General features: G+C 36.6%; 32 protein-coding genes. 10 read left to right on the plus strand and 22 right to left on the minus strand.

The features are described 5' to 3' along the window. The first annotated feature begins 168 nt into the window (after window positions 1–168). A complete protein-coding gene (locus ACMGGO_RS11860) occupies window positions 169–720 on the plus strand; it encodes a GNAT family N-acetyltransferase (RefSeq protein WP_048394516.1) in 552 nt (183 codons plus the stop codon). A gap of 51 nt (window positions 721–771) precedes the next feature. Here ACMGGO_RS11860 and ACMGGO_RS11865 read toward each other — a convergent pair whose 3' ends face one another. Together ACMGGO_RS11865 and ACMGGO_RS11870 are read right to left on the minus strand one after the other, a co-directional pair. Next, entirely contained in the window at window positions 772–1329 is a 558-nt protein-coding gene (locus tag ACMGGO_RS11865; RefSeq protein ID WP_405027311.1) for a histidine phosphatase family protein, read from the minus strand. Further along, window positions 1322–1888, minus strand: coding sequence for a hypothetical protein (locus ACMGGO_RS11870; protein WP_416141667.1), 567 nt, complete (start codon window positions 1886–1888; stop codon window positions 1322–1324). Before ACMGGO_RS11870 ends, ACMGGO_RS11865 begins: the two co-directional genes overlap by 8 nt. 518 nt (window positions 1889–2406) lie before the next feature. Here ACMGGO_RS11870 and ACMGGO_RS11875 point away from each other — a divergent pair. Together ACMGGO_RS11875 and ACMGGO_RS11880 are read left to right on the plus strand one after the other, a co-directional pair. Continuing rightward, window positions 2407–2577, plus strand: coding sequence for an aspartyl-phosphate phosphatase Spo0E family protein (locus tag ACMGGO_RS11875; RefSeq protein ID WP_004230265.1), 171 nt, complete (start codon window positions 2407–2409; stop codon window positions 2575–2577). Between the two features lie 172 nt (window positions 2578–2749). Beyond that, window positions 2750–3220 (plus strand): hypothetical protein, encoded by a 471-nt coding sequence (locus ACMGGO_RS11880; RefSeq protein WP_328011583.1) that lies wholly within the window; start codon window positions 2750–2752, stop codon window positions 3218–3220. A gap of 124 nt (window positions 3221–3344) precedes the next feature. Here ACMGGO_RS11880 and thrS read toward each other — a convergent pair whose 3' ends face one another. The 10 genes from thrS to ACMGGO_RS11930 form a co-directional block, all read right to left on the minus strand. Beyond that, window positions 3345–5261: a threonine--tRNA ligase gene (thrS, locus tag ACMGGO_RS11885; RefSeq protein ID WP_258858993.1), complete on the minus strand. Its 1917-nt coding sequence runs from the start codon at window positions 5259–5261 to the stop codon at window positions 3345–3347. 377 nt (window positions 5262–5638) lie between these two features. Continuing rightward, entirely contained in the window at window positions 5639–5869 is a 231-nt protein-coding gene (locus ACMGGO_RS11890; protein WP_004230268.1) for a hypothetical protein, read from the minus strand. 14 nt (window positions 5870–5883) lie between these two features. After that, window positions 5884–6240, minus strand: a complete 357-nt coding sequence (locus ACMGGO_RS11895) for a hypothetical protein (protein ID WP_054549268.1) — start codon at window positions 6238–6240, stop codon at window positions 5884–5886. An 11-nt stretch (window positions 6241–6251) separates the two neighbouring features. Continuing rightward, window positions 6252–6848, minus strand: a complete 597-nt coding sequence (locus ACMGGO_RS11900; protein ID WP_066036851.1) for a hypothetical protein — start codon at window positions 6846–6848, stop codon at window positions 6252–6254. A 121-nt stretch (window positions 6849–6969) separates the two neighbouring features. Continuing rightward, the gene (locus tag ACMGGO_RS11905) at window positions 6970–7476 is read right to left on the minus strand and encodes a hypothetical protein (RefSeq protein WP_259950661.1); all 507 of its coding nucleotides are present in this window, start codon (window positions 7474–7476) and stop codon (window positions 6970–6972) included. A gap of 123 nt (window positions 7477–7599) precedes the next feature. Continuing rightward, on the minus strand, window positions 7600–8064 hold the full coding sequence (locus ACMGGO_RS11910) for a hypothetical protein (RefSeq protein ID WP_131520336.1): 465 nt from the start codon (window positions 8062–8064) through the stop codon (window positions 7600–7602). Window positions 8065–8111: 47 nt separating this feature from the next. Then, entirely contained in the window at window positions 8112–8597 is a 486-nt protein-coding gene (locus ACMGGO_RS11915; RefSeq protein WP_420281922.1) for a GNAT family N-acetyltransferase, read from the minus strand. 15 nt (window positions 8598–8612) lie between these two features. Beyond that, entirely contained in the window at window positions 8613–8960 is a 348-nt protein-coding gene (locus tag ACMGGO_RS11920) for a DUF3147 family protein (RefSeq protein WP_016993931.1), read from the minus strand. After that, on the minus strand, window positions 8960–9358 hold the full coding sequence (locus tag ACMGGO_RS11925) for a MarR family winged helix-turn-helix transcriptional regulator (RefSeq protein WP_420281923.1): 399 nt from the start codon (window positions 9356–9358) through the stop codon (window positions 8960–8962). The genes ACMGGO_RS11920 and ACMGGO_RS11925 overlap by 1 nt, the downstream gene beginning before the upstream one ends. Window positions 9359–9444: 86 nt before the next feature. Further along, window positions 9445–9927, minus strand: a complete 483-nt coding sequence (locus tag ACMGGO_RS11930; RefSeq protein ID WP_279494850.1) for a hypothetical protein — start codon at window positions 9925–9927, stop codon at window positions 9445–9447. Window positions 9928–10075: 148 nt separating this feature from the next. Here ACMGGO_RS11930 and ACMGGO_RS11935 point away from each other — a divergent pair, with 148 nt between their 5' ends. After that, complete coding sequence (locus ACMGGO_RS11935; RefSeq protein ID WP_259418909.1) at window positions 10076–10411, plus strand: hypothetical protein; 336 nt, start codon at window positions 10076–10078, stop codon at window positions 10409–10411. 15 nt (window positions 10412–10426) lie between these two features. Here the strand turns inward: ACMGGO_RS11935 and ACMGGO_RS11940 are convergent, their stop codons facing one another. Further along, window positions 10427–11410 carry an HD domain-containing protein gene (locus ACMGGO_RS11940; RefSeq protein WP_374805387.1) on the minus strand — a complete coding sequence of 328 codons (984 nt, stop codon included), beginning with the start codon at window positions 11408–11410 and terminating at the stop codon, window positions 10427–10429. Beyond that, complete coding sequence (locus ACMGGO_RS11945; protein ID WP_066036856.1) at window positions 11400–12047, minus strand: class I SAM-dependent methyltransferase; 648 nt, start codon at window positions 12045–12047, stop codon at window positions 11400–11402. Before ACMGGO_RS11945 ends, ACMGGO_RS11940 begins: the two co-directional genes overlap by 11 nt. A 357-nt stretch (window positions 12048–12404) precedes the next feature. Between ACMGGO_RS11945 and ACMGGO_RS11950 the strand changes: the two genes are divergently transcribed. Beyond that, window positions 12405–13058 carry a FusB/FusC family EF-G-binding protein gene (locus ACMGGO_RS11950; protein WP_115674629.1) on the plus strand — a complete coding sequence of 218 codons (654 nt, stop codon included), beginning with the start codon at window positions 12405–12407 and terminating at the stop codon, window positions 13056–13058. Between the two features lie 82 nt (window positions 13059–13140). Here the strand turns inward: ACMGGO_RS11950 and ACMGGO_RS11955 are convergent, their stop codons facing one another. From ACMGGO_RS11955 to ACMGGO_RS11970, 4 genes are all read right to left on the minus strand, one after another. Further along, a complete protein-coding gene (locus tag ACMGGO_RS11955; RefSeq protein ID WP_279494847.1) occupies window positions 13141–13518 on the minus strand; it encodes a hypothetical protein in 378 nt (125 codons plus the stop codon). Window positions 13519–13673: 155 nt separating this feature from the next. Beyond that, the gene (locus ACMGGO_RS11960) at window positions 13674–14120 is read right to left on the minus strand and encodes an HTH domain-containing protein (protein ID WP_066036860.1); all 447 of its coding nucleotides are present in this window, start codon (window positions 14118–14120) and stop codon (window positions 13674–13676) included. A gap of 48 nt (window positions 14121–14168) precedes the next feature. Further along, the gene (locus tag ACMGGO_RS11965; RefSeq protein WP_231595711.1) at window positions 14169–14507 is read right to left on the minus strand and encodes a hypothetical protein; all 339 of its coding nucleotides are present in this window, start codon (window positions 14505–14507) and stop codon (window positions 14169–14171) included. Window positions 14508–14854: 347 nt separating this feature from the next. Next, window positions 14855–15751 carry a TetR/AcrR family transcriptional regulator gene (locus tag ACMGGO_RS11970; RefSeq protein WP_048394548.1) on the minus strand — a complete coding sequence of 299 codons (897 nt, stop codon included), beginning with the start codon at window positions 15749–15751 and terminating at the stop codon, window positions 14855–14857. Window positions 15752–15945: 194 nt separating this feature from the next. Between ACMGGO_RS11970 and ACMGGO_RS11975 the strand changes: the two genes are divergently transcribed. Then, window positions 15946–16359, plus strand: coding sequence for a gamma-type small acid-soluble spore protein (locus ACMGGO_RS11975; protein ID WP_066036862.1), 414 nt, complete (start codon window positions 15946–15948; stop codon window positions 16357–16359). Between the two features lie 147 nt (window positions 16360–16506). Here the strand turns inward: ACMGGO_RS11975 and ACMGGO_RS11980 are convergent, their stop codons facing one another. After that, window positions 16507–17007, minus strand: coding sequence for an RrF2 family transcriptional regulator (locus ACMGGO_RS11980; RefSeq protein WP_103118029.1), 501 nt, complete (start codon window positions 17005–17007; stop codon window positions 16507–16509). 172 nt (window positions 17008–17179) lie between these two features. On the opposite strand from ACMGGO_RS11980, the gene ACMGGO_RS11985 reads away from it, so the two are divergent. After that, window positions 17180–17821: an FMN-dependent NADH-azoreductase gene (locus tag ACMGGO_RS11985; RefSeq protein WP_048394551.1), complete on the plus strand. Its 642-nt coding sequence runs from the start codon at window positions 17180–17182 to the stop codon at window positions 17819–17821. Window positions 17822–17835: 14 nt separating this feature from the next. Continuing rightward, entirely contained in the window at window positions 17836–18273 is a 438-nt protein-coding gene (locus ACMGGO_RS11990; protein WP_374805381.1) for a carboxymuconolactone decarboxylase family protein, read from the plus strand. A gap of 633 nt (window positions 18274–18906) precedes the next feature. On the opposite strand, the gene ACMGGO_RS11995 is transcribed toward ACMGGO_RS11990, so the two are convergent. Both ACMGGO_RS11995 and ACMGGO_RS12000 read right to left on the minus strand, forming a co-directional pair. After that, a complete protein-coding gene (locus ACMGGO_RS11995) occupies window positions 18907–19452 on the minus strand; it encodes a hypothetical protein (RefSeq protein WP_374805379.1) in 546 nt (181 codons plus the stop codon). Between the two features lie 302 nt (window positions 19453–19754). Continuing rightward, window positions 19755–20102, minus strand: coding sequence for a hypothetical protein (locus ACMGGO_RS12000; RefSeq protein ID WP_048394556.1), 348 nt, complete (start codon window positions 20100–20102; stop codon window positions 19755–19757). Between the two features lie 474 nt (window positions 20103–20576). Between ACMGGO_RS12000 and ACMGGO_RS12005 the strand changes: the two genes are divergently transcribed. Then, entirely contained in the window at window positions 20577–22079 is a 1503-nt protein-coding gene (locus ACMGGO_RS12005) for an SH3 domain-containing protein (protein WP_066036868.1), read from the plus strand. Window positions 22080–22485: 406 nt separating this feature from the next. Here ACMGGO_RS12005 and ACMGGO_RS12010 read toward each other — a convergent pair whose 3' ends face one another. Further along, entirely contained in the window at window positions 22486–23094 is a 609-nt protein-coding gene (locus ACMGGO_RS12010; protein WP_036080766.1) for a YpjP family protein, read from the minus strand. A 645-nt stretch (window positions 23095–23739) separates the two neighbouring features. Between ACMGGO_RS12010 and ACMGGO_RS12015 the strand changes: the two genes are divergently transcribed. Then, complete coding sequence (locus ACMGGO_RS12015) at window positions 23740–23895, plus strand: hypothetical protein (RefSeq protein WP_175400720.1); 156 nt, start codon at window positions 23740–23742, stop codon at window positions 23893–23895. The last annotated feature ends 72 nt before the right edge of the window (window positions 23896–23967 follow it).

Raw genomic sequence — 23967 nt, forward strand, 5'->3', positions numbered from 1 at the left:
TTTAACATAATTTCTTCCATTCTCTTAGTCCCTCATGCTACTATGGAAGTATGCACAAAAAAAGGGGTGGATTTATGAGTGTGAAAGATGCAGTAGACGTGAAAATATTACCAACAATCGTAGGGTTGTAACGCTACTTGCAGCCCTTATATAAGGGAGAATACAATAATGGAACATTATTTGAAAACATTTTTAACAGGTCAATCGATCACTTTACAACAAATGACTACTGCTGACCTAGAGGCTTTTATAGCAATCGAAAGCGAAATCACCTCTTTGCTACTTGCTAATGATGAGATTCCCTTTCCACAAACTGTAGAGGATCACACCGCTTTCTTTAACAGTATCAGCGGAAAGAAGGAGGAATACTTTTTCGGTATCTATGAAAAAGCGTCACAACAGTTAATAGGCTCCTGTGGCGTTTATGCAGTGAATTGGCAAAATAGCACTTGCTCAGTGGGCATTTCAATTGGGAAAGAGTGGCACGGCAAGGGCTATGGCACGGATGCAATGAAAACGCTTATTGATTTTATCTTCCAATATATAGCTGTTCAGAAAATCAAGCTTCAGGTTTTTAGCTTTAACCCAGCAGCTATTCGCTCCTATGAAAAATGTGGCTTCACAAAAGAAGGCATTTTACGCCAAGAAATTTTCCGCTTCGGTACATTCCATGACGTAGTTTTATTTGGCCTCTTACGCTCCGATTGGGAGAGGAATTAACAGAATAGCACAAGAGAGATACTATGATTGCTGTAGTATCTCTTTTTTTGTTCAGTCCTCTTGCCACACGCGTGTTACTTCCTGTAAGGATAGCCCTTGAAAGGCTAATCGATAGATATCTGGCATACTTAACGTTTGCCAAAATGCATAATCGTATTGGGCATCAAAATATTGCATCATCAATGCCATGATATTGCCATGTGTACCGATAACGACAGACTCCTGTGGATGCGTGAGAAGGATGTTTCGCAAACTTGGAATAGCGCGAGCCATTGCCTGTTGATTGGACTCCCCACCTGCCCATGCAAAGCTTGGCTCCTGCCACACCCGTTGAACTGCTGCATGAAAATCCTCCAGCTTCCCAGTAGCAAGTTGTCTTTCTTTTAAAGCATCTATCGTTTGAACGGGTAAATGACGCGCCTGTGCAATCCCCTCCACTGTTTGAATGGCTCTACGATAAGGACTAGCATAAACTGCGTCGATTCGATGATGCTTCAAAAGATTTGTGACACACTCTGCATCCCTTTGTCCCTGAGCAGATAGTGGACGATGATATTCATCCTCTGAATAATGAGCATGTGCGTGTCTAACAAAATAAATTTCAGTCATCTGTTTCTCCTCTTTGATCTTTAGCTAAATGAACCTTCCAAATCCCCTCTTGCTGTTGCAGGGCGTATGTTTTTATGTAGCGCTGACTCCCAACGGAAATTTCCAGTTGAACGACCTGTAAATCAGGGGTGCTCGATTCATTAATCACTATTCGATCATAAAATCTATACATGAAATAGGTAACAAGCAAATCACCTGCAAGTGAATCCGTATAGTATTGCTCAAACAATTCTTTTGTGGGGAATGCATCATTGCTGTAAGTAATCGCATACAATGCATCCATACGAGGTTCCTCCACTAAATCAAACATAATTAGCAGCATTTCCTCTGGCGAAAAGGTCTGCAAATGACGAATTTCTCCATCGTTTAAAAATGCTTGATAGGCCTCTCTTTTTTCCAAAGATAAATCGGCTACATAGCTAAATTCAGTGGATGTGGATGTGGATTTCGATGTCGTATCCATGTCATACACAATGGTCGATTCCTGTAAGGGCTTCTCCCTTTCACATGCCGTTAGTAAACTTAAAAAAGCAATGATTGAAACCAGTTTTTTCATCATGCGCTACATCACCTCATCTACTATCCATTATTCCATTAATTTCAAAAATTCTCAACATTTCACCATAGACAATGAAATGTCCCCATTTCTAAACAACAAAAAAGGGAATTTGCTAAAATGTGACAAGATATGAATTCCACGCTTAATTATCGGAAAATTCAATCTCTAATCACAACTTTTTTCTTAGTATAAAAGACTTAAGACTTCTCTATTTTCCCTTTAATATTTTCTAAAACAAAGAACGTGAATAACCCTATCCAGCACATGAATAGGGTTTTAAGTCATGTATTAAATTATATAAAAAGGGAAATTCACAGTATTATTTATCTATTATACATAAAAATTTTCAATCGAGCTAAATAGGATGAAGTACCCTATCTATGACTAAATTACGAATTTAAGAAACGATACACAATGTGACATTTTTTTTAATATAAGTGATATACAATGAAAAAGTTGAATCGAGGTCATAAAAATTTATTTCAAGAATATGGATAAAAAATTAGGAGGAAAATATCTTGGTTAACTTATTACTTAAACAATTCTTGAAGGCGGAAATTGAGATCAAACGAAGAATTATGTATAAAAAAGCAAAGGATCTTGGTTTCACCCACCCTATTGTAGTAGATTACAGTCAAGAATTGGATGTCTTACTTAATAGATATTTAAAACAAGCACAAGCTTCCTAATCATAACGAGGCATATAATAGAAGAAAGTATAGATATGATAAAGCCAGGCCATGTTTTATTGGCTGGTTTTATCGGGGATGATACATGCATTCACCTAGCCATTTCTCAGAATGTATAGAGAATGAAAAAGTAGGCGATGTTTTTGATAAGAAAACATTTGGAGGTTGAATGATGCACGTATTCATCTTAACTTTTATGGTTGTTTCCAAAATATTATTGCCACCTCAACATTCAGTAGACCATACATCACCCACACTTTGCACACCAACTGAAATAAATACACTATATCAATACCCAAACAACCAATTTCAATCGTTTCGTGATGAGGACACATTTTATCAGCAGCTTAATCGTGCGATTTATGAGGAATATACCAATGCTTCATTGAACATTCGTCAAAAGATGGCTTTTAAAGATGTAGCAAATGCGACAAAACGTTTTTATTTACAAACAGATGGTAAACAGGAAACAATAGACCTCTCTCAACATACTTTTATTCATCCCAATCGACAAGTTTATTTTTTAGCATCCTTTCAGCACAATACCGATGAATCCTATCGCAAATTTCTTGTCATCGACGCTGAAACACAAGAAGTAATACTGGGACATTCGCATTTTCAAGAAAGTTCCAAGCACCTTTAATTCATTGTATGCACACCATGTAGATTCTAGTAGTCATTTCAAAAAAATAGAAGTAAAAATTTCTTAACAATTAAAAAGCTTGCGATGAATGACGAACATTCATCGCAAGCTTTCTTTACTTAAATTAAGCTAAACTTTTTTGTTGAATGGCTGTTGTGACTTCTTCTATTAATTGCTGTAGTGACTTATCAGTGGAATTTTGCTGACCATGTCTGCGAACAGCTACAGTTTGGTTGGCAACCTCACGATCACCAATAACCACAATATATGGTATTTTTTGCAATTGGGCTTCTCGTATCTTTTTGCCGAGCTTTTCTTGACGGTCATCTAATTGCACACGGATGTCTGCCTGTTGTAAAGCTTCAACAACTTGCTTGGCATAGCCTTGATGTGCCTCAGCTACTCCAATCACTTGGACTTGCTGTGGTGCCAGCCAAGTTGGGAATGCTCCGCCAAAATGCTCGATTAAAATACCTAAGAAGCGATCAATTGAGCCAAACACTGCACGATGGATGACAACAGGTCTCACCCTTTCATTGTGCTCATTAATATACGTTAAATCAAATTTCTCTGGTAGCTGGAAATCAAGCTGAACCGTTGCGCATTGATGACTGCGCTGAATCGCATCTTTAATATGGATGTCAATTTTCGGTCCATAAAAAGCCCCGTCCCCTGCATTAATTGTATAGGCAATACCTAAATTGTTTAGGACATTTTCAAGTGCTGCTTCTGCTTGATCCCACAGTGCCAAATCACCCATATAATCATCTGGTCGTGTCGATAATTCAATCGTATACGCAAATCCAAAGACGTTGTACACTTCATCTATAATCTTTAAGGCCAGTGCAATTTCATCCTCAATTTGCTGTGGTGTTGCAAAAATATGGGCATCATCCTGACAAAAAGTTCGTACACGTAACAGACCATTCAAGGCGCCACTAAATTCATGTCGGTGCACTTGCCCAAATTCTGCCATACGTATAGGTAAATCCCGATAGGAATGTAAGGCATTTTTGAAAATCAGCATATGCCCAGGACAGTTCATCGGCTTTAAGGCAAAGCTTTGGTCATCCACCTGTGTGAAATACATATTGTCCTTATAATGATCCCAGTGACCTGACTGCTCCCATAAGCGTTGGTTCATCATCAGCGGTGTTCGTACTTCCCTATAGTCATATTTTGCTTGTAAATGTCGCAAATACGATTCCAGTTCATTGCGTAAAATTTGACCATTGGCTAAATAGAAGGGCATGCCAGGTGCTTCCTCTGAAAACATAAATAACGATAGCTCTTTACCTAGCTTGCGATGATTTCGCTTTTCTGCTTCCTCCAAGAAAATAAAATGATCGCGCAGTTCCTCTTTTGTAGCAAAGGCAACGCCATAAATACGCTGAAGCATTTGATTCTTGCTATCGCCTCGCCAATAAGCGCCTGACACATGCATTAATTTAAAATGCTGTAATTTGCCTGTAGACGGGACATGTGGACCACGACATAAATCATAAAAATCTCCCTGCTCATAAATCGTAACTAGCTCATCTACAGGAATTGCCTCCAACAGCTCTAGCTTTAACGCATCATGGGCGAATAATTGCTTTGCTTCTTCACGTGAAACCTCGCGTCTATGAATCGGGATATTTTCCTGTACAATTTGTTTCATTTTCTTTTCAATTTGCTGTAAATCACTCGGTGTCAGTGTATCAGCAATATCTATATCATAATAAAAGCCATTTTCAATGACTGGTCCTACTCCAAATTGTGCATGTGGATAAAGTCGTTTAATTGCCTGAGCTAATAAATGGGCCGTAGAATGGCGAATGACCTCGATCCCTTCCTTTGAGCTTGCATCGTACAATGTAATTTGTGCATCTTCCATAATCGGGCGCGTCAAATCAATGATGGTTCCGTTAACACTCCCTGCGACTGCCTTTTTACGAAGCTCTGGACGAATCGCTTGTGCAATATCGGTTAGTGTCACACCTTTAGTAAATGCTTGTTGTTGACCATCTGGAAATTGAATGTGAATACGTTGATTTGACATGTTTCTCTACTCCTTTTAGTAATAAAATCAATTACACCTTGGCATAATTGTGTAGATAAAAAAACACATATCCGCCCCTAAGAAGGGACGAGTATGTGTTGATTACCCGTGGTTCCACCCAAATTCCCACTAGTTTATAAGCTAGTGGCTCATTGATTTTGCTGTAACGCCGCAAAAAACGGTGCAAGTTTCCAAGCACGGCTCCAAGGTAGTAAGATGGGAGTACGACATTAGGAAGCTTGCAGCCAAGGCCCCCCTCTCTATAAATGGTTAATCGCATCTCTTGTCCTTATCATTGCCCATTTCATTTTGTATGAAATTGTTAATTACTATAACGAATAGTGAATTCTTTGTCAAACACTAAAAAAGAAAAAAATTTAGCGACGGACTTGCAATGGGCGTTCTGGACGTTGAACACAATAGTGACAATGCGGGTCATCACATGCCTCCTCTTGCCACTCATTACACATCGCACAAAAATAACTATCAAACGTGTCATCATAGATGATGGAATTTTGACAACTCGGGCATTGTTGATTTTTTTGAATCGTACCGCTGATTTCTAACCCATCAATAATCACTATATCTTCGCGCTGTTCAATTCGCATTTTATTATTATCTCCTAATGATTTTTCACTTCTAAGGTCTCATCTTCAGATTGCCATTCTACATGGATCATTGGCTTTGTTTCTCGTTTAAAGATTTTCTCACTTTCTTTTTTTGTGAAGGAATAATAGCCATCTTTATTTAACTGAACATCACTTAAATTTTGGGATTCTTTTGTCCCCTCAATTGTAATTTCTAAAGGCCCCAAATCATCATCATCTCCCAGATAAAATAAGCGTAAGCCCACCTCACCATTACTATGATAGATGGCTTTCCAATGCTCACTTTTGGCGATATAATGTATCTCCTGCTTGGGGCTTTGACAAGCTGTCAATAGGATGATGAGGGCAAGTGGAAACATCCATTTTTTCATTAAATATCCCCCTAACCTTGTATGGTGATAGCCCACCCTGTCGGCTTTTCTTCAAAGGCATCCTCGTATTCTGTAAAAACAAAATGAAGTCCCCTTAAATCATCTGGCAAGGGTGGTGTCACCACATACGTACTGCTTTCATGTCCATTTGAGCCACCTGTACCTTTACTTCGGCATTCATAGGACGCATCAATGTATAGACCAAAATGTTTTCGTTCTAATTTTTGCTGAATCGTTAGCTGAGGTTCTTGCTGCTCATCCCAATCGATTAATAATTGCACCACACTTGCATTGTCATATTGACGAACATAAGAAACCGTATACAAACGCTCTCCCTTTGTTACCGTTTTCAATACAGGGATATAGTGACGGAAGCCTGAAGGTTCTACCTTTGAAGTATAGTATTTTTCTGATTTAATCAACTGGAAGAACAACGCTAAAAAAGTATCATCGAAACCATATTGCTGTGCCCATTTCGAAATGGTATCATCCGAAGGCAAGCCTGGAGTAAGAGCAGCTTGCTCTTTTCGTTGCTGCAAAAGTGCACATATTTGCTCATCTATTGTGACAAGCCTTGAATCATTGTATTTGCTATGTTGTTCGGACATCTATATCCTCCTTCCTCCTGCTAGTCCGTCTTCTTTCTATACGTTATTTTCCGCAATTGGTTCCATAAACAGCCTATTTTTACTTGTAAATACCAAAAAAGCTATCCAATACATTGGATAGCTAGTTCGCTAGCATATCATTGGGCCAGCTAGTCGAGTCTGATAATTGATATGTAACCATATTGGCTGTCACAGCGAGAATAACACCCGCTCGGGACATATGAGAGGTATTTGGCTTTTCCAATACAAGGACCACGTAGCCCTCTCCACGTCCTTGCTCATCAAGCGCATTCGTCGCATTGATTTCAAAGGTGGAATACGTTTGCTCATTCGTTGCATACAGAAGTCGTTCTTCATCATACACGCCATGTTCTTTTAAATTATAGCTGACAGGCATCCACCCTTCAGACCATTCAATACTGCCTATCATTTCTCGTTTCCTTCTGGCAAGACGTCCAATGGAATACCTAAAATATATCTTCATAATCGCTTGATTGTCTTCATTTTTTCCTTCACAAGTGGCTGTCACTTCAAGCATAATATCATTTTTTAAAAGCTTTTTCATAAACACTAATGCCACAGTGATAACACAGATAAATAGTACTATACCCAAGATGATAAATGCCATTAGGTCCCTCCTAGTATCACAATTGCTGTTAATACAATATTACCATGTTCTAGGAGGGATAGGAGCTTTTCACCAAACAATCTTAGAAATTGACACAGGCATAAAGGATAAGACAAAAAGTGATTATTTGTTGGCTTGAAGCTCAACTGTAAGCGTAAAAGGTATTTTTAAGTATTCATAGTGTATCGTTACTTTCTGGTTGTTAGATGCTAGAACTTGTACTGCATAATGCTGTGGCTGCTCGCCAATAGCTTGTTGATTTATGTATCTTTGAGGTACGATCGTTCGCTGTGCTAATTTATGAAAAGATAGTTGATCATTTCCCTCTAGCTTTGTTTCCGCCTCAAAAGGTTCTGACTTACTTATTACAAGCTTCGCGTTATCAGGACGCTGATCATTCACCAGTATTTGCTTTAGCTTAATTTCACGCAGCCCTGTATTTTCAAGTGCGATGATTTTGATTGCTTCATTGCCTTGTTTGCTGCTATAGCTTTGAATAACAAGTGGTGGATTGCTCTTGAGATAAATCATAAAGATTGCCCCGACCACAAGCACACTCAGTACTAAAATAAATAGTATTTTTTTCATACTTTCCCTCTCTTTCCTCCCAACTAGTATAACAAAAACAACCTGACTTATTGACAGTCAAGTTGTTTTTGTAAACGTATTTCATCTCGTATTGGAATACCATCATTACCAATGAGTGGGATAGAAGGCTTATAGGCTCTTGCTTTTTCTACTGCATTACGCAGTATTTCTATTAAACAATAGCCTCGTTTTTGATAGAATTTCAATGCATGTAAATTATCGTTTGTTGTAATAAGTGATATGCTTGTACAGCCCTGCTCCATTGCTGCTTGTTCTACCGCTTTCACAAGAGCAGAACCAATGCCTTTCCCCTCAACCGTACTATCTAACGAAATGATTTCACAGTCCTCTTCCCGCACGATATAGGTGATTAAACCGATCATCATTTGTTGCTCATTCATAAAAGCAAAGCCCGCTAATTCACTACAATCATAAATGCCACTGGAAATGACCATCTCTGTCGTACCCCAATGTTCCTGAAAAAATTCGCTTACAGTTCGTTTTGGTAGTTGATGTATGGCAATAATCGTCATTTTATAAACTCCTTCTTAAATGGAAATATGAAAAACCCCTGCAATCGCCTTTTGTATGCCTAAAAATACAGCCCAGGATAGCACACCAAGTCCAATAGCTAGTACAATATGTACGGAGGATTTCATCGCCATGTAAATCACAAATAGCATGCACATCGTTGCAGGCAAGCCAACGATAACGCCTACCGTAAAGCGTTGAATATGCTCACTCGACTCACTTTGCACTGTCAGCCAAATAATGCTTAAAATACTCACCAAGGGCAACGCAGCAATAATTCCTCCATAGGTAGGAAATCGTCGTGCAACCTCCGTCACAACGCCAATGATAGCTGCTGAACTCAAAATTTTAAAGAATGTATACATTATTTTGCCACCTCACTTAGACGTCGAAACGCCTGTAGAATGGCTTGCTGCTCCTGCTCAGTTAGCTGATTAAGGGCATGCTGTAGCTTATCATCATCTAGCTCCGAGTTTTTCTTCAGCACTTGTTGCCCCTCTTCTGTTAAATGCAACATGACCTTACGCTGGTCGTCACTTGCTCGCTCCTTCATCACCCAGCCATGACGCTCTAGCTTTTTCACATGCTCTGATGCCGTATTAGGAGAAATATTTAGTAACCCTGCAATATCACGCACCGTCACTTCCTCTTCCTTTTGTATCATTTGCAAAATACGCACACTCTGATGGGAAATAACATCTTCATGGGTTGTATGTAGATGATAGAATATCGTTGTAAAATAATCATTTATATCTTTAATCATTGTAATAACTCCTTTAATATATCGTTCAAAACGATTATATCGTATACAACGATATATTAAAAGTGACCTCGTTAAAGTTTTTATTTTCAGATATTTTTCTTCAGTAAGCTTAGCATCTGATAGCCATCTGAGGGTAAACCTGCATAGGGCTTATACCAGTTTGGATAAATTAGCGGGACTGCTGTTGCAAGAAATTGAAAAGTATTCAAATAAAAAAGGCTATTGAAAAAATAGTGTATCCCTGCATAAGCAGCAAAATAACGGGCTAGATAGCTGGCAAAAAGTAATACTGCTAAAGTCATGATAGGACCACCCGCTATAAATCCTAGCGACTGCTTGCGCGTTAAGCTACTCCCTTGTTGTGGGGTACAGAAGCCAAACAATCCCCATCGAATATGGAAATGTATACGACCTATACGCAAGTTTTCAGGAAGATTTTTTGCACCTAAATAAACATGGGCTCGTTCCTTTGAACATACTATAACACCCAATGCATGCCCAATTTCATGCAGCAGCGTAGAGATTGGTATGCCTACTACATATAAAAGCATAAAGGATAGAATGGACATTACTACTCACCCCCTCCCAAAAATTCTATCTATTTTTCATAAACATCTATCTTTCTGCGCTTCTTGCTAAATAGTATCAATGGGTACTTGTGAACACTTACGTTCTACAGTATTATTACTCTATTCTGAATTTAATTGAGGGCATCCCATGTTATACTTTCTCTATTTTTTAGTAGGTGGCACAATCATGGTGCTAGCGCTACTACTTAGCCAATCTAAGTATTTATTTTTATCAGGTATTATTACGGCCTTACCGATATTGACGCTCATTAATATGGGCATGCAAATGAAAAATATGAAAGAAGATACCTTTCATACTGTTCTTCAAAACACTGTATTTGGAGCGGTTGGCATGCTATTATTTACTGTGCTCACGTTTCTCCTAACAAGCTGGTTTAAACCAGGCATCTCTGTTATGAGCGCGCTCGCTGTCTATGCCGTATTTATGCTTTCTGGCAAATATATTTTATCCATGTTTGCCTAAAGAAAAGGAGCTGCCCTATGACAGCTCCTCATTGATTATTTTCACATAAACACCCTGCTCAAACCTTTCCAAAGCAGAGACATTCATTGCTTTGACATAGTTAGATACCTCGCTCGCCTTCCATAGTCGCTGTTGATGATAGATAGCTGGATCGATGAGTCGCACTTTATTGCGAAAATGAATATCATAATTCTCTTGTTCTTCTCTTACCTCTACATTTTCATGTAATTGTTGTAAAAGAGCAAGAACGTCTTGATCATGTGAAGTCTTCATCTGCTGCATTACCTCATGATCAGTCTTTAGGAAATCTTCAAGCGTTAGAATTTGTTTTGCTAGTGACAGCTTTAATACATTCGCTAACGAACTTGTCGCATAGATATTTAAAGGGTGCAAGAAAAAATCTAACACTTCCTGATAATAAATTTTTACAAACCATTCTGCACGCTCAATCGTTTTAACACACAATTTCCCCTGAAAAACGAATAAGTCCTGTAAAAATTTTTGGATATCTTCCAGGGCTAAATTTCCATAAAAATACATATCTCTTAATGTATAATCTATACGATCCGCACACAATGCTGGAGCAGGTTGTTCAAGTAACGACCATCTGGATGTATCTAGTATGTTCTCTACCTCGTAGCCATATTTTTCAAGAATCGCAGGTATCGAAGACTGTTTGATAACATCCATGAATATCGCTTCATGGTAATCTTCCGCCTCATTTTCAAGGACCACATCCACCACATGGGAAAAAGCGGTATGGGACACATCATGTAATAAGCCTGCCACCTGCTCCTGCAATGAACCGCCAAGCTGTCTAATAAGCAGCATGACACCTACAGAATGCTCAAATCTTGAAATAGTCCACTTGCTATTTACTAGAAAGCCTGCCCCAGCCTGATGAATTTCCTTTAAGCGTTGAACTGGCTTACTTACAATCAATTCCTCTAACAAACCATCTATCTCGAACTCCCCATATAAGGGGTCACTAATCAGCATTTATATTCTTCCGACTAATCACAAAGACTCCACCACAATGCGATAGTGGGTAAAATGTTAACTCACAAATTTCCTGTAAGGCAACCTTTAGCTCCTCATGGACAAAGTAAAATTCATCCTCGTCCCAGTATCCCTTGCTATCTTGACGACATTGCTCCAGCTGCTCTCTTGTCTGGAAAGCTACATCGCCAATTAAAATTTTCCCTGTTGGTGATAGGTGCTGTAATAATTGTGTGATATACAAAGACTTTTGCTCATCTGTAAAATGATGGAGCGCATACGTACTAATAATCGCATCATAGGGCTGCTGTAATAGCTCCTGTGGCAAGCCATTCATTAAATCCCACTCCATTAAATGAGCCTCTGGCATTTTTTCCTTGGCAATGGCAATCATGTTCGCAGAAAAATCAAAGCCATAAATCGAATGCCCCTGTTCATAAAGCTTCGCCGTTAATACCCCTGTTCCAAAGCCAATATCTAAAACTGTGGAAGCGGGAACAGCCATCACTTCATTGAAAATTTTATTTAAAATCGCTTTATAGCCTGCAAATGGGTATTGATACTTTTCCTCACTGTGTTGTACCGTTTGGTCGTATCCATCGGCCCATAAATCAAAACCTTCTTTATTTAATAGCATAGTGCCTCCTAAGATGTATAAATTCTCCAAGCATTCATTAATTTACGTTCAGTCATCTGTTTCATCATAAATCCCCCTTCATTAACCAATTCAGTCCATTATACCAATTTATTACCTTTTCAACAATTCAGAAAATAAACAATGCTTTATCATTTATCAAATTGTCAAAAGCTGTTATAATAATGATAGTTTTCTTTCAAGGAGGAATCGACATGATAGCATTCACTTGTAATGCATGCTCTAGAACGACTTCTTTAGGTCAAAGAGGTCAAGATTAAGTTATAAACTAACAGAAATTGAATGATCTCTTTAGGCCAAAAAGTAATCAAATAGCCTAATAAACAGGAGAGATTTCAAATGGAACAACAAACAATTCAGCCGTTTTTAACGGTTGCCAACTATCATTTACTAGAACAGCAATTAAATAAAATTTTACATGCACTGACAACAACAAAGGATAAAAACGTTATCCTAGCAGTACGTGGCCTTGTTGATACGGAGGTAACAACAAAATTAGCATTATCAGCAGCAGAAACAATGCTGATTGAACAGCTTTTTACTGTAACAGATCGTGCACAAGGTGATGCATTTTTAGAGCAATTAAAACCATATGTCATCCCGTTCAAGCCGGTGACCGCTAGTACGCTTAAAGCCTTATTTAAAAAAGAAAAGAAGCTCAAGCTACCAAATCTAGAAGCACTCGATTTTCAGCAAATTTGTTATCTTGCTTGGGATGATGCTGGCACACATCGAAAGTATGTTGTCCTTGAGCAAAATGGGCAGCTAAAAGGGATCAAAGGGATATTTGCCAATAACACCGTTCGCGGCATTTGCGCTATCTGTAATCGCCATTCAGATGTAGGCCTATTTACTACCTCCATTAAAGGACAGGTGGTAGGCACGTTTACCAACCACAGTAATTACATTTGTGCAGATAGTCAAACATGCAATGAACATGTTACGGATATGAACAGAACACTGGAGTTTTTCGAGCGTATTACACAAAAATAAATGAACGAAGGCAGAAATGTTGTGCAAGCAACATTTCTGCCTTTAAACTTTAAAAGAATTACTCTTAGGGTATAGAGAAATGTTATCGGTTGGGATTACGATCAATAAATTCCTCTATTTCATCGGCTAATCCGTACACAAGATGGAAATAGTGTTTCTCCGTCATGACACCCTTTTTTCGCCATTTTTGCATTTCTTCATAATGAAATTGATAAAAATAGCCTTCTACATCTCTTCTAGCAATTCCTTTTTTCTCCGCCATCTCTGCAATCGAAAGACCTTTCCTCCACTCTTGGTCGTATTCCTGCACTGTCATGCCCAAAAATTTACTTATAGCTTCATAATCATATTTCACATGGTATACAAGAATACCTTCCTTATTTTCTTCTGCATATACGGTTGAAGAAAATGAGAAAACTACGATAAATAAAAGCACATACACTCTATTGGCATTTTTCATTTAGGAACCTCCATACTTTTTGGTTAATGTGTGAGGTTCTCTTCATTACTATGTATGAAGGAAAACGTGGAAGTCATGAAGAATGCCAGCGAAGAAGAGAAGATTTTTTATTCTTCCTTCGTGAATGATTTAGTCCAAAATACCAGGGCTTGTCATTAGTCATGTAATACAAAATGAAGCATGATACTATTCACGCAAATTTTCAATTCTACGTTCTTATCGATCGATATCTCTTGTCTAAAATCGATTAAGTCCTTTTCCTCTACATGAATCATTTTCGCGACACTAGCCGTTGAAAACATGTATTCCTTAATGAGGTCATTCAAAAGCAATGCGGCTCTTTCCCTTGCATCAAAGCCTTCAAAGCCAACACATAACATAACTATTTTTCGTTCAATCTTATCTAGCTGCTCCGTCGTGATGCTGCCCTTGTTATTCAATAAACTATCCAGCTCATTCATTGGTAAATCAAATATTTTCGCAAGTTGCTGATGATTGAAACTGAATTTTTCAGCCACTTCTTGAATTTGCTGTCTCAGGTAATCGAATCGGGAAATATCCGTGACAAAAGATACTTCTGCCCTATCCTTCCATTCTTTCACAGTAGTAACCCTCTTTTCATTCTTTTTGATGTATCAAATGAAACTATATTAAAAATGAGGACGCCAAAAAAGTGGCAGTATTAATAAAAAAACGGAAATCGTAATAAAAATGGTAGTGGTTGTAGGGGATAATTTTTGGCGATATGGACCATTATAAAATCCCGAAAACTGCAGTTTATTACGATAGAGGACAAACAATAAACTATATATAGCGATTCCCCCCAGCCACCCAGCGTATGAACCATCAACATTTATTCCAAAAGAGGTATAAATAAGCCTGGCGCCTCCCCACATCACGCATCCAATAATGGAAAAAAGGATAATAATTCTTATTAATTCTAAAAATATTTTAAATGTAATCATCCATAGTTCTCTTATTTCCTTCACCAGCTCTCTCCACCTCCACAATCTGTAAAATTATTATAACACTTCCTGAATTAGTAATTCACTTAAACCGAGAATGTATTGTCGTCTATGGTGAGCTTACTTGTTGTGTCTTAATACGGTTTCAACATGAATTGGGTAGGAATTATAGAACAAAGTATAATTGGTGGGAAATGTATACTTTTATTATTTCCGCTTTATGAAAAATGACACGATTCCACCAAGTATCGAATATTCACTGACAAAAGAATGAAAAAACTTAATGCCCTCACTAGTATTAATAGCCAGCGAATACAAAAGAAAAAACCAACTTTATGCTAAAAAGCTGGTCTAGTTATTCAATCATTCATTTATGACTTGCTGTTTTTCATCTTCATAAAGAGCCAGAAAAGGTTGGCTATTTCTTCAGCTTCATATTTATAAATCGTTTCAGCAAAAGAAGCACGAAATGGCTGTAGCATGATCTCTAAAACACTCATGCGGGGTGTTTCTCTCTTCATTTCATCCAAAAGTAAGCTAGAGAGTTCGAGTGATTTTTGTGGAAGTTCGATTGTCGAGATTTTTTTACAAAATTTCTCTAATTTCTCTTGTATTTCTTTACTAGTAATGGACTTATAGGCTAGATCCTTTTCTAATAAAAACATTTCCTGTGGCTCTAATAGAATTTCTCCACTCTTAATCATTTCTGGCAGAAAACTTTCTACATATTTCAATGACCGAGTAACCACTTTTTTTAGATCTATCGTCATATTAGTAGCCAAATTCCAATAAAAAGATAAATATTGGAAAGTGCCAAAAAAGACGACCGCACACTCATAATAATAGTGCTTTCCTTCTTCTCCATAAATATCATAGAATCTGTTTTTTAACCAGGTGATTTCATGAAAGCGATGTTCCGCAAGAATTTCTTGCAGCTCTTCATCATGCAAAAAGGAGATTTCTCGAAATAAAGGCATTAAATTATATTTTTCTTTAATTTTTAATGTGGCGATTAATTGTTCAATTAAAACGTCTACATCATCTTTTTTCTTACCAACTAAAATTTCCTCTTTTAAAACATTTCGCTCTTGACGATTTTGCTCTAATACGGCTTTCAGGCATTCGTTTTTAGATGAAAAATAATTATAAAATGTACCTTTCGAAATATTTGCCTTATCTAAAATATCCTGAACCGATGTATGCTGATACCCTTTTTCAGTAAATAATTGTAATGTTGATTCGATAACGATTTGTTTACGATCTTTCATACATTTCTCCAATCTCTAAACACAATAACGAACTTACTACAATTATACTAGGAAAACTAGATTTCTTAAACTATGCAAATTTGATACTAGAGGTCCTCACTCGGTAGTGCCAGTCCAAATCGGTTAGGTTTTTCTAAAATGTATGGATAGTAAAAAACCTTCTGCACACACTACTTTTCAGGAGGTGATATTTAATGGCGAATAATAACAACAACCAAAATTTCAACTCAAAAATTCCTAATGCAGCTCCAAACGCAATGAATTCAATGAATGTTGAATTCGGGAACGAGACTGATGTTAATCAAATCAGACAACAAATTCAACAAGCTGAAGCTAAAAAGCAACAGGCTTCTGGTTCTATGAACGCAATGAAGTCAACGAACGTTGAATTTGGGAATGAAACTGATGTTAACCAAATCAGACAACAAATTCAACAAGCTGAAGCTAAAAAGCAACAGGCTTCTGGTTCTATGAACGCAATGAAGTCAACGAACGTTGAATTTGGGAATGAAACTGATGTTAACCAAATCAGACAACAAATTCAACAAGCTGAAGCAAACAAAAAATTTGCTTCTGGTAAATTTGCTAACGAAAATAATTCAAAATAGCTTTTATTCAACATCCGCAGCCGGCATCCTTGCCGGTTTTTTGTTTCTCACAATTTTGGTTAATTCCTTCAGGATAAAATTCCCGCTTTAGATTTTCATTCAGGTAAACCGAATTTACATACATCCAAAATGATTCAATTCAAGTTATCAATTTGTTTTTTTAAAAAAATTTTTTGCTTCTTCTATTTGCTCCTTTGGTAGAGTCCGCAGTAATTCTTCTTCTAACCACGCTATCGTTTTGCTTCTTAAATAATTTCGCATGTGTTCTTCCGCTTCCAGCATGACACTATTGATCGTACAGTTCGATTGACTTGAACAAGACTCACACTTTTGTTTTTTATTTTGATAAGCAAAATTCGCTTTAATATTCTTACACTGAAATATCGGATCTTCACCTTCAACAGCTCGTACAACATCCCAAAATGTAATATCTTCAGGTTTTCTATTGAGTCGATAACCCCCTTTTACACCAGATACCGAGCTAACAATGCCTTCCTTGGACAATTTCCCTAAAACTTTTGAAAGATAGGTCTCCGATAATCCTTGAAATTCTGATAAATCCTTTATTCCTATACTTTCATTTTTTGGTACATCAATTAAATAAACAAGACTGTGTAGGGCATATTCAACCATCACACTATATTTCATTATTTCACCCTCTTAAAAAACATTTTGCTTACCATGATAGTAACACATTTTAGCTATACATAAATGAATCAGATTGACAAACGAAAATGAAAAGCGTATATTGTAGACAAAGTTAATCAACGATTAAAATAATCGACGATTAGCAACACCTTTATTTAACTGGAGGATTTTTATGCGTAAACTACTTGTGATAAATGCACACCCTGAAGTGGAGTCAAAGACATCTTTGAGCCTTCAAGTATTAGATCATTTTCTAGGGACATACAAAGAAAATAAACAGGATGATGAAGTAATTGAGCAAATTAATCTATATGAAGACGTTGTTCCGATGATAGATAAAATTGTTTTAAGTGGCTGGGAACATTCACGAAATGGAGATCCTTTAACACACGAAGAAAATGAAGTTTTGGAACGCATGAATGAAATTTTAGTTCAATTTAAAAGTGCCAATAAATATCTAATTGTAATGCCTTTGCATAATTTTAATATTCCTTCAAAGCTAAAGGATTATATGGATAACATTCTAATTGCGCGAGAAACATTCAAATATACGGAAAATGGTTCTGTGGGCTTATTAAATGATGGAAGGAGCATGATCCTCATTCAGGCAAGTGGTTCAATTTATACAAATGGCGATTGGTATACCGAAGTGGAGTATTCTTACAAATACCTTAAATCAATGTTTGCCTTTCTTGGAATAGAAGATGTTAATATTCTTCGTGTCCAAGGAACAGCCTTATTGAATACAGAAGATGTCTTGCAAAATGCACTTTATCAAGCGGATCAATTATCCGTTGAATTAGCTAATAAATAATGGAGGGATTCACAATGACACAACGTATGAATTATTATGAAATTGCACCAGATGCTATGAAGATAATGATGGAAATGGAAAAATACACGAAGACAAGTGGTATTGATAGAAAACTACGTGAACTCATTAAAATTAGAGCTTCTCAAATTAATGGCTGTGCCTATTGCATCAACATGCACACTGCTGATGCGAAGAAAATGGGAGAGACTGAACAGCGCTTATACTGCATTAGCGCTTGGAGAGAATGTACTTTTTATTCAGATGCTGAAAAAGTAGCATTAGAATTAACGGAACATATTACGCATATTCCAGAAAAACGCGTTCCTGAGGAATTATATGAGCGTGTTCGCAAGCATTTTGATGAAAAGGCTTATGTCGATTTGGTTATCTTGATTAATCAAATTAACAGTTGGAATCGAATTTCTATTGCTATGGGCAATGTTGCGGAATAATAAATGGCTGCCTTAACAGGTAGCTATTTTTCTTATAGTAGTTTGATATCAATTTGAGTCGTACTTTCATTTGGCAGTCCCCCCCTATCTCCCTTTAACAAAATGTTCAAATGTTTGTTTAGGAAATAAAAAAATTTCCCGGGTAAGCGCAAGAAAAGACAAATTCAATCCCACATTCCTCCATCAAGCGACTGATTTCTTCATTTTCCTTGCCTTTTGAAATACTGGCAGAAGACAGGGGCTATAATTATTTCCTGTTAAATGTCTTCTATGACCATGCAATCTTAGAAAATTATTAGTGTACATACTTTCACTTACCTCTCTCAGTATTGTGTTTTCGCACAAAAAACACTCGTCATGTAAACGAGTGTTTCGTATTTATTATGATAACCACTTAGGTGCTGTGTTTGTTTTTAAGGTTTTTTAAATTCTTGCAAGTTTATTAAGATTGGGGTTAAATATTGAGTGGTCTTTCACTTGTTTCCAACATACACGTACAGTGAACATGTTTATTTTGTAATGGAAATTTGATTAGCGTATTTCCGTATACTTTTGATAAAACTTAATAATATCAATTTACACAGTTTATTAACGTAATTCACTATATCGCATAGTTCATTGTATTTGTTTAACCTATGCAACTTTTGTTACTACCAATGCAGCATTATCATAAGTTATGAGTCCCGTTGAACTTACTATGGCAACTCGTATAACATCACCCTGGTTTAACGCTAATTGGTCTGTTCTTGATACTAAATCTACTTCAATATTAGCAGCAGTTACAAAGGTTTGATATTCAATCTGTTTTGTTGCAAGAGGAGTCCCATTTATAGTGAGGCGAAAAATAATATTATTCGATATTCCTCCTGAACTTGCTCTTAGTTCAATTGTAAACGTAACAGTATATACCCCTTGACTATTAACAGTAATAGAATCATCAATTGTACTTGGTGTTGTTCCACTGGGAGGTCCGACTGTGTCGAAATTAACATTTGGATCAATAGTAGGATTTCCTCCAGCTACGTTATATATTGAACCATAAGCTGGGATAAATTGTACTGGTTCTTCTTGAGTTGGCACATTGGGACAACTAGAAACCCTAAACTTGGAGAAACTTTTACAGTCTTCACACCCCTCGCAATCATTGCAAAGCTTATTGAATCCATGATTATTAGACAAATGTATCCTCCCTTCTATTATTTCGATTAGAATATTTTATGTTTTTTAGGTCATATTCGTTTGTACATAAGAGAGGAGTTTGCCCATGATATTTTTCCTTTTAATAAATACTAAGTCCATCCCAGTCATTTAACTATTTCATCAATCAGCATATTTCGCTTAACCAATACCCTTTGTACTGAAACTCAGACAAAAATGGTTTGAGTTTTTTTGTGTATGTGAATCCTTTAATTTATCAAAATATTATAGGTGTGTAACTTTTTCTCCAAAAATGAGCATCAAATGGCATAAGCTAGATACTATTATTTTATGTCAACAATTATTCTCGCTACTCTATATTCACCTTCTATCTCTATCGCCATATTGCTATCAATATCATTCGTAATTTCCACAGCCCTTATTTTATATATATTCGTTCCGGTATTCAGCCTGTAACCCTCTTCGTGCTTTGTAGGTAAATCTGTTGTTTGTTCTTTTATTTCTCCGACTTTTTCTTCTATTTTATCATTTGGGATCGGTTCATTAGTAACAATATAATTATGACCATTCCAATTAAATACAGGGAAAGAAATATTGTCTTGATTTCGTTCATTGCACCCAGTTAACAGAAGGAAAGTAACTAAAAATAACAAAATTGATCTTTTTATCATATTTGTTCCTCCACCAAAGAAGATGAGGGTATTTAACCAAATCTTCTTTTGCATCTTTTTATTTTTTAGTATTCATATAATATTTTTTCATAAGTTCTATCAGCCTATGGATAGTTTTTATAAGTTGTTGAAAAAATTTTCCAGCAACGTTGTATTTTACTTCTTTATAATTTGTCACCATATATACGACTCCACCTACTATAATCTGCATGAATATAAAAACCCGTAGAAGCAGATTCGGCTGACTTACTGATACACTTACTCCAAATGAAACAGAATTTGTTCACTAAAATAGTATCACTATTTACAACCCTTTCACCAAATCAATATATGTTAGGGCTATCATTTATCACTCTCCCCTGTTAAATGAAAGAAACATTGAATATTACCCCTATCCCAAATATTGGGTTTATGATAACATATATCTGAATCTTTTAACTTTGGAAAATATGAAAGGAAGTGTAATAACCAGATATGAAAAAGATATTGAAACCATTGATTAGTGGTATTGTCATTGGTGCCCTCTCTCTAACTATAAATATAGATAAAAATGTATTAGCTAATGATATTGCAAATACATGTAAGTATGATTCGGCATCGAAGGTCAACCCTGATTATTCCACAATGAACTGTTTGTTAACCGAAACAGCACTGAGTTATAATGTTCCTCCTGAAATTGTGAAGGCAATAGCGGAAGGTGAAAGTGGAAATTGGCGTCATTTCGATATGAATGGTAAAGCGATTGTGACAGCTGATAATGGAATTGGCATTATGCAAATTACCAATCAAGCTGACTACAATCAAGATAGACTAAAAAGCGATATTGTCTATAATATTCGAGCTGGTGTGGAGACTCTAGATGATATGTTTAAGCGTAAGGATTTGCCTAGCATCAACGGTGGGAAAAGAGATATATTGGAACATTGGTACTTCGCTATCATGGCTTATAACGGTACTAAGCCGGTAAATAGTCCATTTGTCCAAGCAACTGGGGAAAGAAATGCAAATGCCTATCAAGAAAAAATTCTCCAAATTATTGAGAGATTAGAATTAATAGACTTAACAGAGCTGCCTTTTACACGCGAACATTTTCAATATGACTCTAACAGCAGGGAAAATATTAAATTTTCAGCGATGAACTATGATTTTGATTTACCTTTAACAAAATCAAAGTACTTTTTTAAAACAAATCAAAAAGTTAATGCAACAACTAATGTAACAGTTAGGACAAAACCTACTACGGATAGTCCTTCTATGGGTACTTTACGTAAAGGCGAAATTGTTACCATTACGGGCCCTTTTGAATATGAAGCCGTATCAACGAAGAAAAACCATTTTGTTTGGTATCCTGTGAAAAGAAATGACGGGACAGAGGGGTATGTAGCATCAAGTTATTTAAACTACTCAGCTTCAACACCTACAACTCCTACAACTCCAGTAGGTAGTATAGATGTATCAAAGTTCGCTGATTACAAGGCAGACCAGTACTGGGCAGAGGATTTTCAATGGGCAGTAAACAAAGGACTTATCAGCGGTTATCCAAACGTATACAACCCTGCAACAAAGAAATACGAAAACTTACTGAAACCAAACACGAATTTAACAGAAAATCAGATGTTATCTGTACTTTTCCGTTACTTTAAGTCTGATGAATTAGCTTCAACAAAACCTAGTTCTTCATGGAGTGCAGATGTAAACTATCAACTAGCAAGTAAGTACGCTCTACCAACGCTTGGTGGTATATCAACGTCTAAACAGGTATATGCTGTCAAAGACATCACACGTGGTAATTTTGCTCGTATCCTAGCATCTATGCATTATGGAAAAACAGTATCTCAGCCAGAAGCCATCCAGTTTCTACGTGACTTCGACTTAACAACTACTAAAACGGATGCAGAGTTTAAACCAAATGATTCTCTAACAAGAGCGCACGCTGTGGCATTCTTCCACCGTTATGAGCAAATATTCAATAAATAAATTGCTATCTATAAGTGAAAAGGTGACTATAAAAGTCACCTTTCTTTTATATGGTTCTCTAAATGGTGCTATAAAGCCCTATGTGGAGTTACGGGAGAGGCTGTGAAAGCATAACAAAAGGACTTGCATATAGGGTAATCAATCATAAACAAAAGTCCTGTTCATATTGATGGAAAGCACCTTCAATCGAGAGTGCTCAATGTAGCTATTGATATCAGCTATCGCTACAATTCAATTGATAAATCTAAGAAAATCAAAAACTTAAGAGTTTGGGGTACTTTTTAGGGTACATGCTTTCCTACCTCCCCCACTCTGAAAAATTAAAAGTTATAACTCAATGACATTTTACAAACGCTGAGATATTCACAAAAAAACACTCGTCATGTAAACGAGTGTTTCGTACTTATTATGACAACCACTTAGGTGGTGTGTTTTTTTCCCAATAGATATCGCCCAGGTTGTTATGTGCCATGAAGTTGTCCTCGACACTGTGGTAATGGAAGTTGTAGTAGTAGCCTTCCTGCGGTCTTTTTTCTGTACGAACATGGAAACGAATTAAATCTGTGCCTGTTTCATTGTTGATGACATTGAAAATTTTCTCACCGTAATTACCACTTGGCCTTTCAGAGATGGTTAAAGATGCAGCAGTTTGATCATCAAGATTAGCCACTGTCATTGCAATGGCTTCCTCCATTTTTGGGAAGATGATGCTGTCGAATTCATTGCTAATTTTTGGACCAATTTTTGTGCCAAATTTTATGTACGATTGTTCTCTAGCTGCATCCACCAGTAAGGCATTATAATCAATCGCTTCCTCTTGTATCTGTAGCTGCTCGTCACTGCTGTCATCATGCTCAGCAGCTAAAGCAGTGCTTGTCCCTGATGAAGGGCCGATGGATGCACGGTTCGAAGGATTTTGATCAAATGCTTCCCAAATCTCATGTGTAGGCGTTATTAAACCAAATGTTAAAAACGCAACCATGATGACTATACTTTTCTTAACCCACGTTTTCATTTATTGTCACCTACTCTTTATGTACAAATTGGTAATTCTCCTATTATTATATACGTTCTCGCCATTAAAAGGTTTCATATTTCTATAATTCATTGTACAATATTTATGAATAATGTGTCGTTTTTTTAAAGGAGGTACAAAGCATGAGCATCGCAATGGGTATTGGTCTTTTATTAATGTTAGGTTACTTATCATCTTTATGTTTCACGGACTAATTTTTTTATTTTGTAATATGTACCCTACAAAGCCCTAAAAGCCTGTTATATGCAGCTTTTGGGGTTTTTCATTTTTCTTTACAATGCATAGTAACGCAAAATAATGCACACAGTTGGGGCTCGTTTTGGGACTATGTTGGGGCTTGTTGGGGCTAATATAATATTACTAATACTTGGCAGCGCGTTAAGCAAAATTTTAAATTAAATTAGTAAATAGCTAAAATAAATAAAGCTAATTTCTAATAAGGTAAATTAATTTCAGATAAGACTATTATTTTATATAGGTCGAAAAACATAAATTAAGAAGAAGAATTTGAAAAGTTATTTAAATTATAAATTTTTACTGTACAATTTCTTTCAACTAATCACTTTCTTCCCTAACTCCCCCAAAAATAATCATTTTACACCTCACTACTTAAGGCGCACTTTCATGACGATACAATTATCTAATAATATTCCGATATCTACAGTTGCTGCTTTAGTTGGCGATATTCCAGAGACGATTTATAAAGTTTATGCACATTCATTAAAAAAAGAGGAGGTACACGTATCTAATCGTATGGATGAAATTATCACTTTAAAATAATTTGAAATATCTAATGATTGGGAGTACATGCTTTACCCTATTTCCTCTTGGTTAAACCACAAAAAAACACCC

Origin of the sequence: Lysinibacillus sp. BNK-21, assembly GCF_048684915.1 — a bacterium.
Classification (GTDB): Bacteria; Bacillota; Bacilli; order Bacillales_A; family Planococcaceae; genus Lysinibacillus; species Lysinibacillus capsici.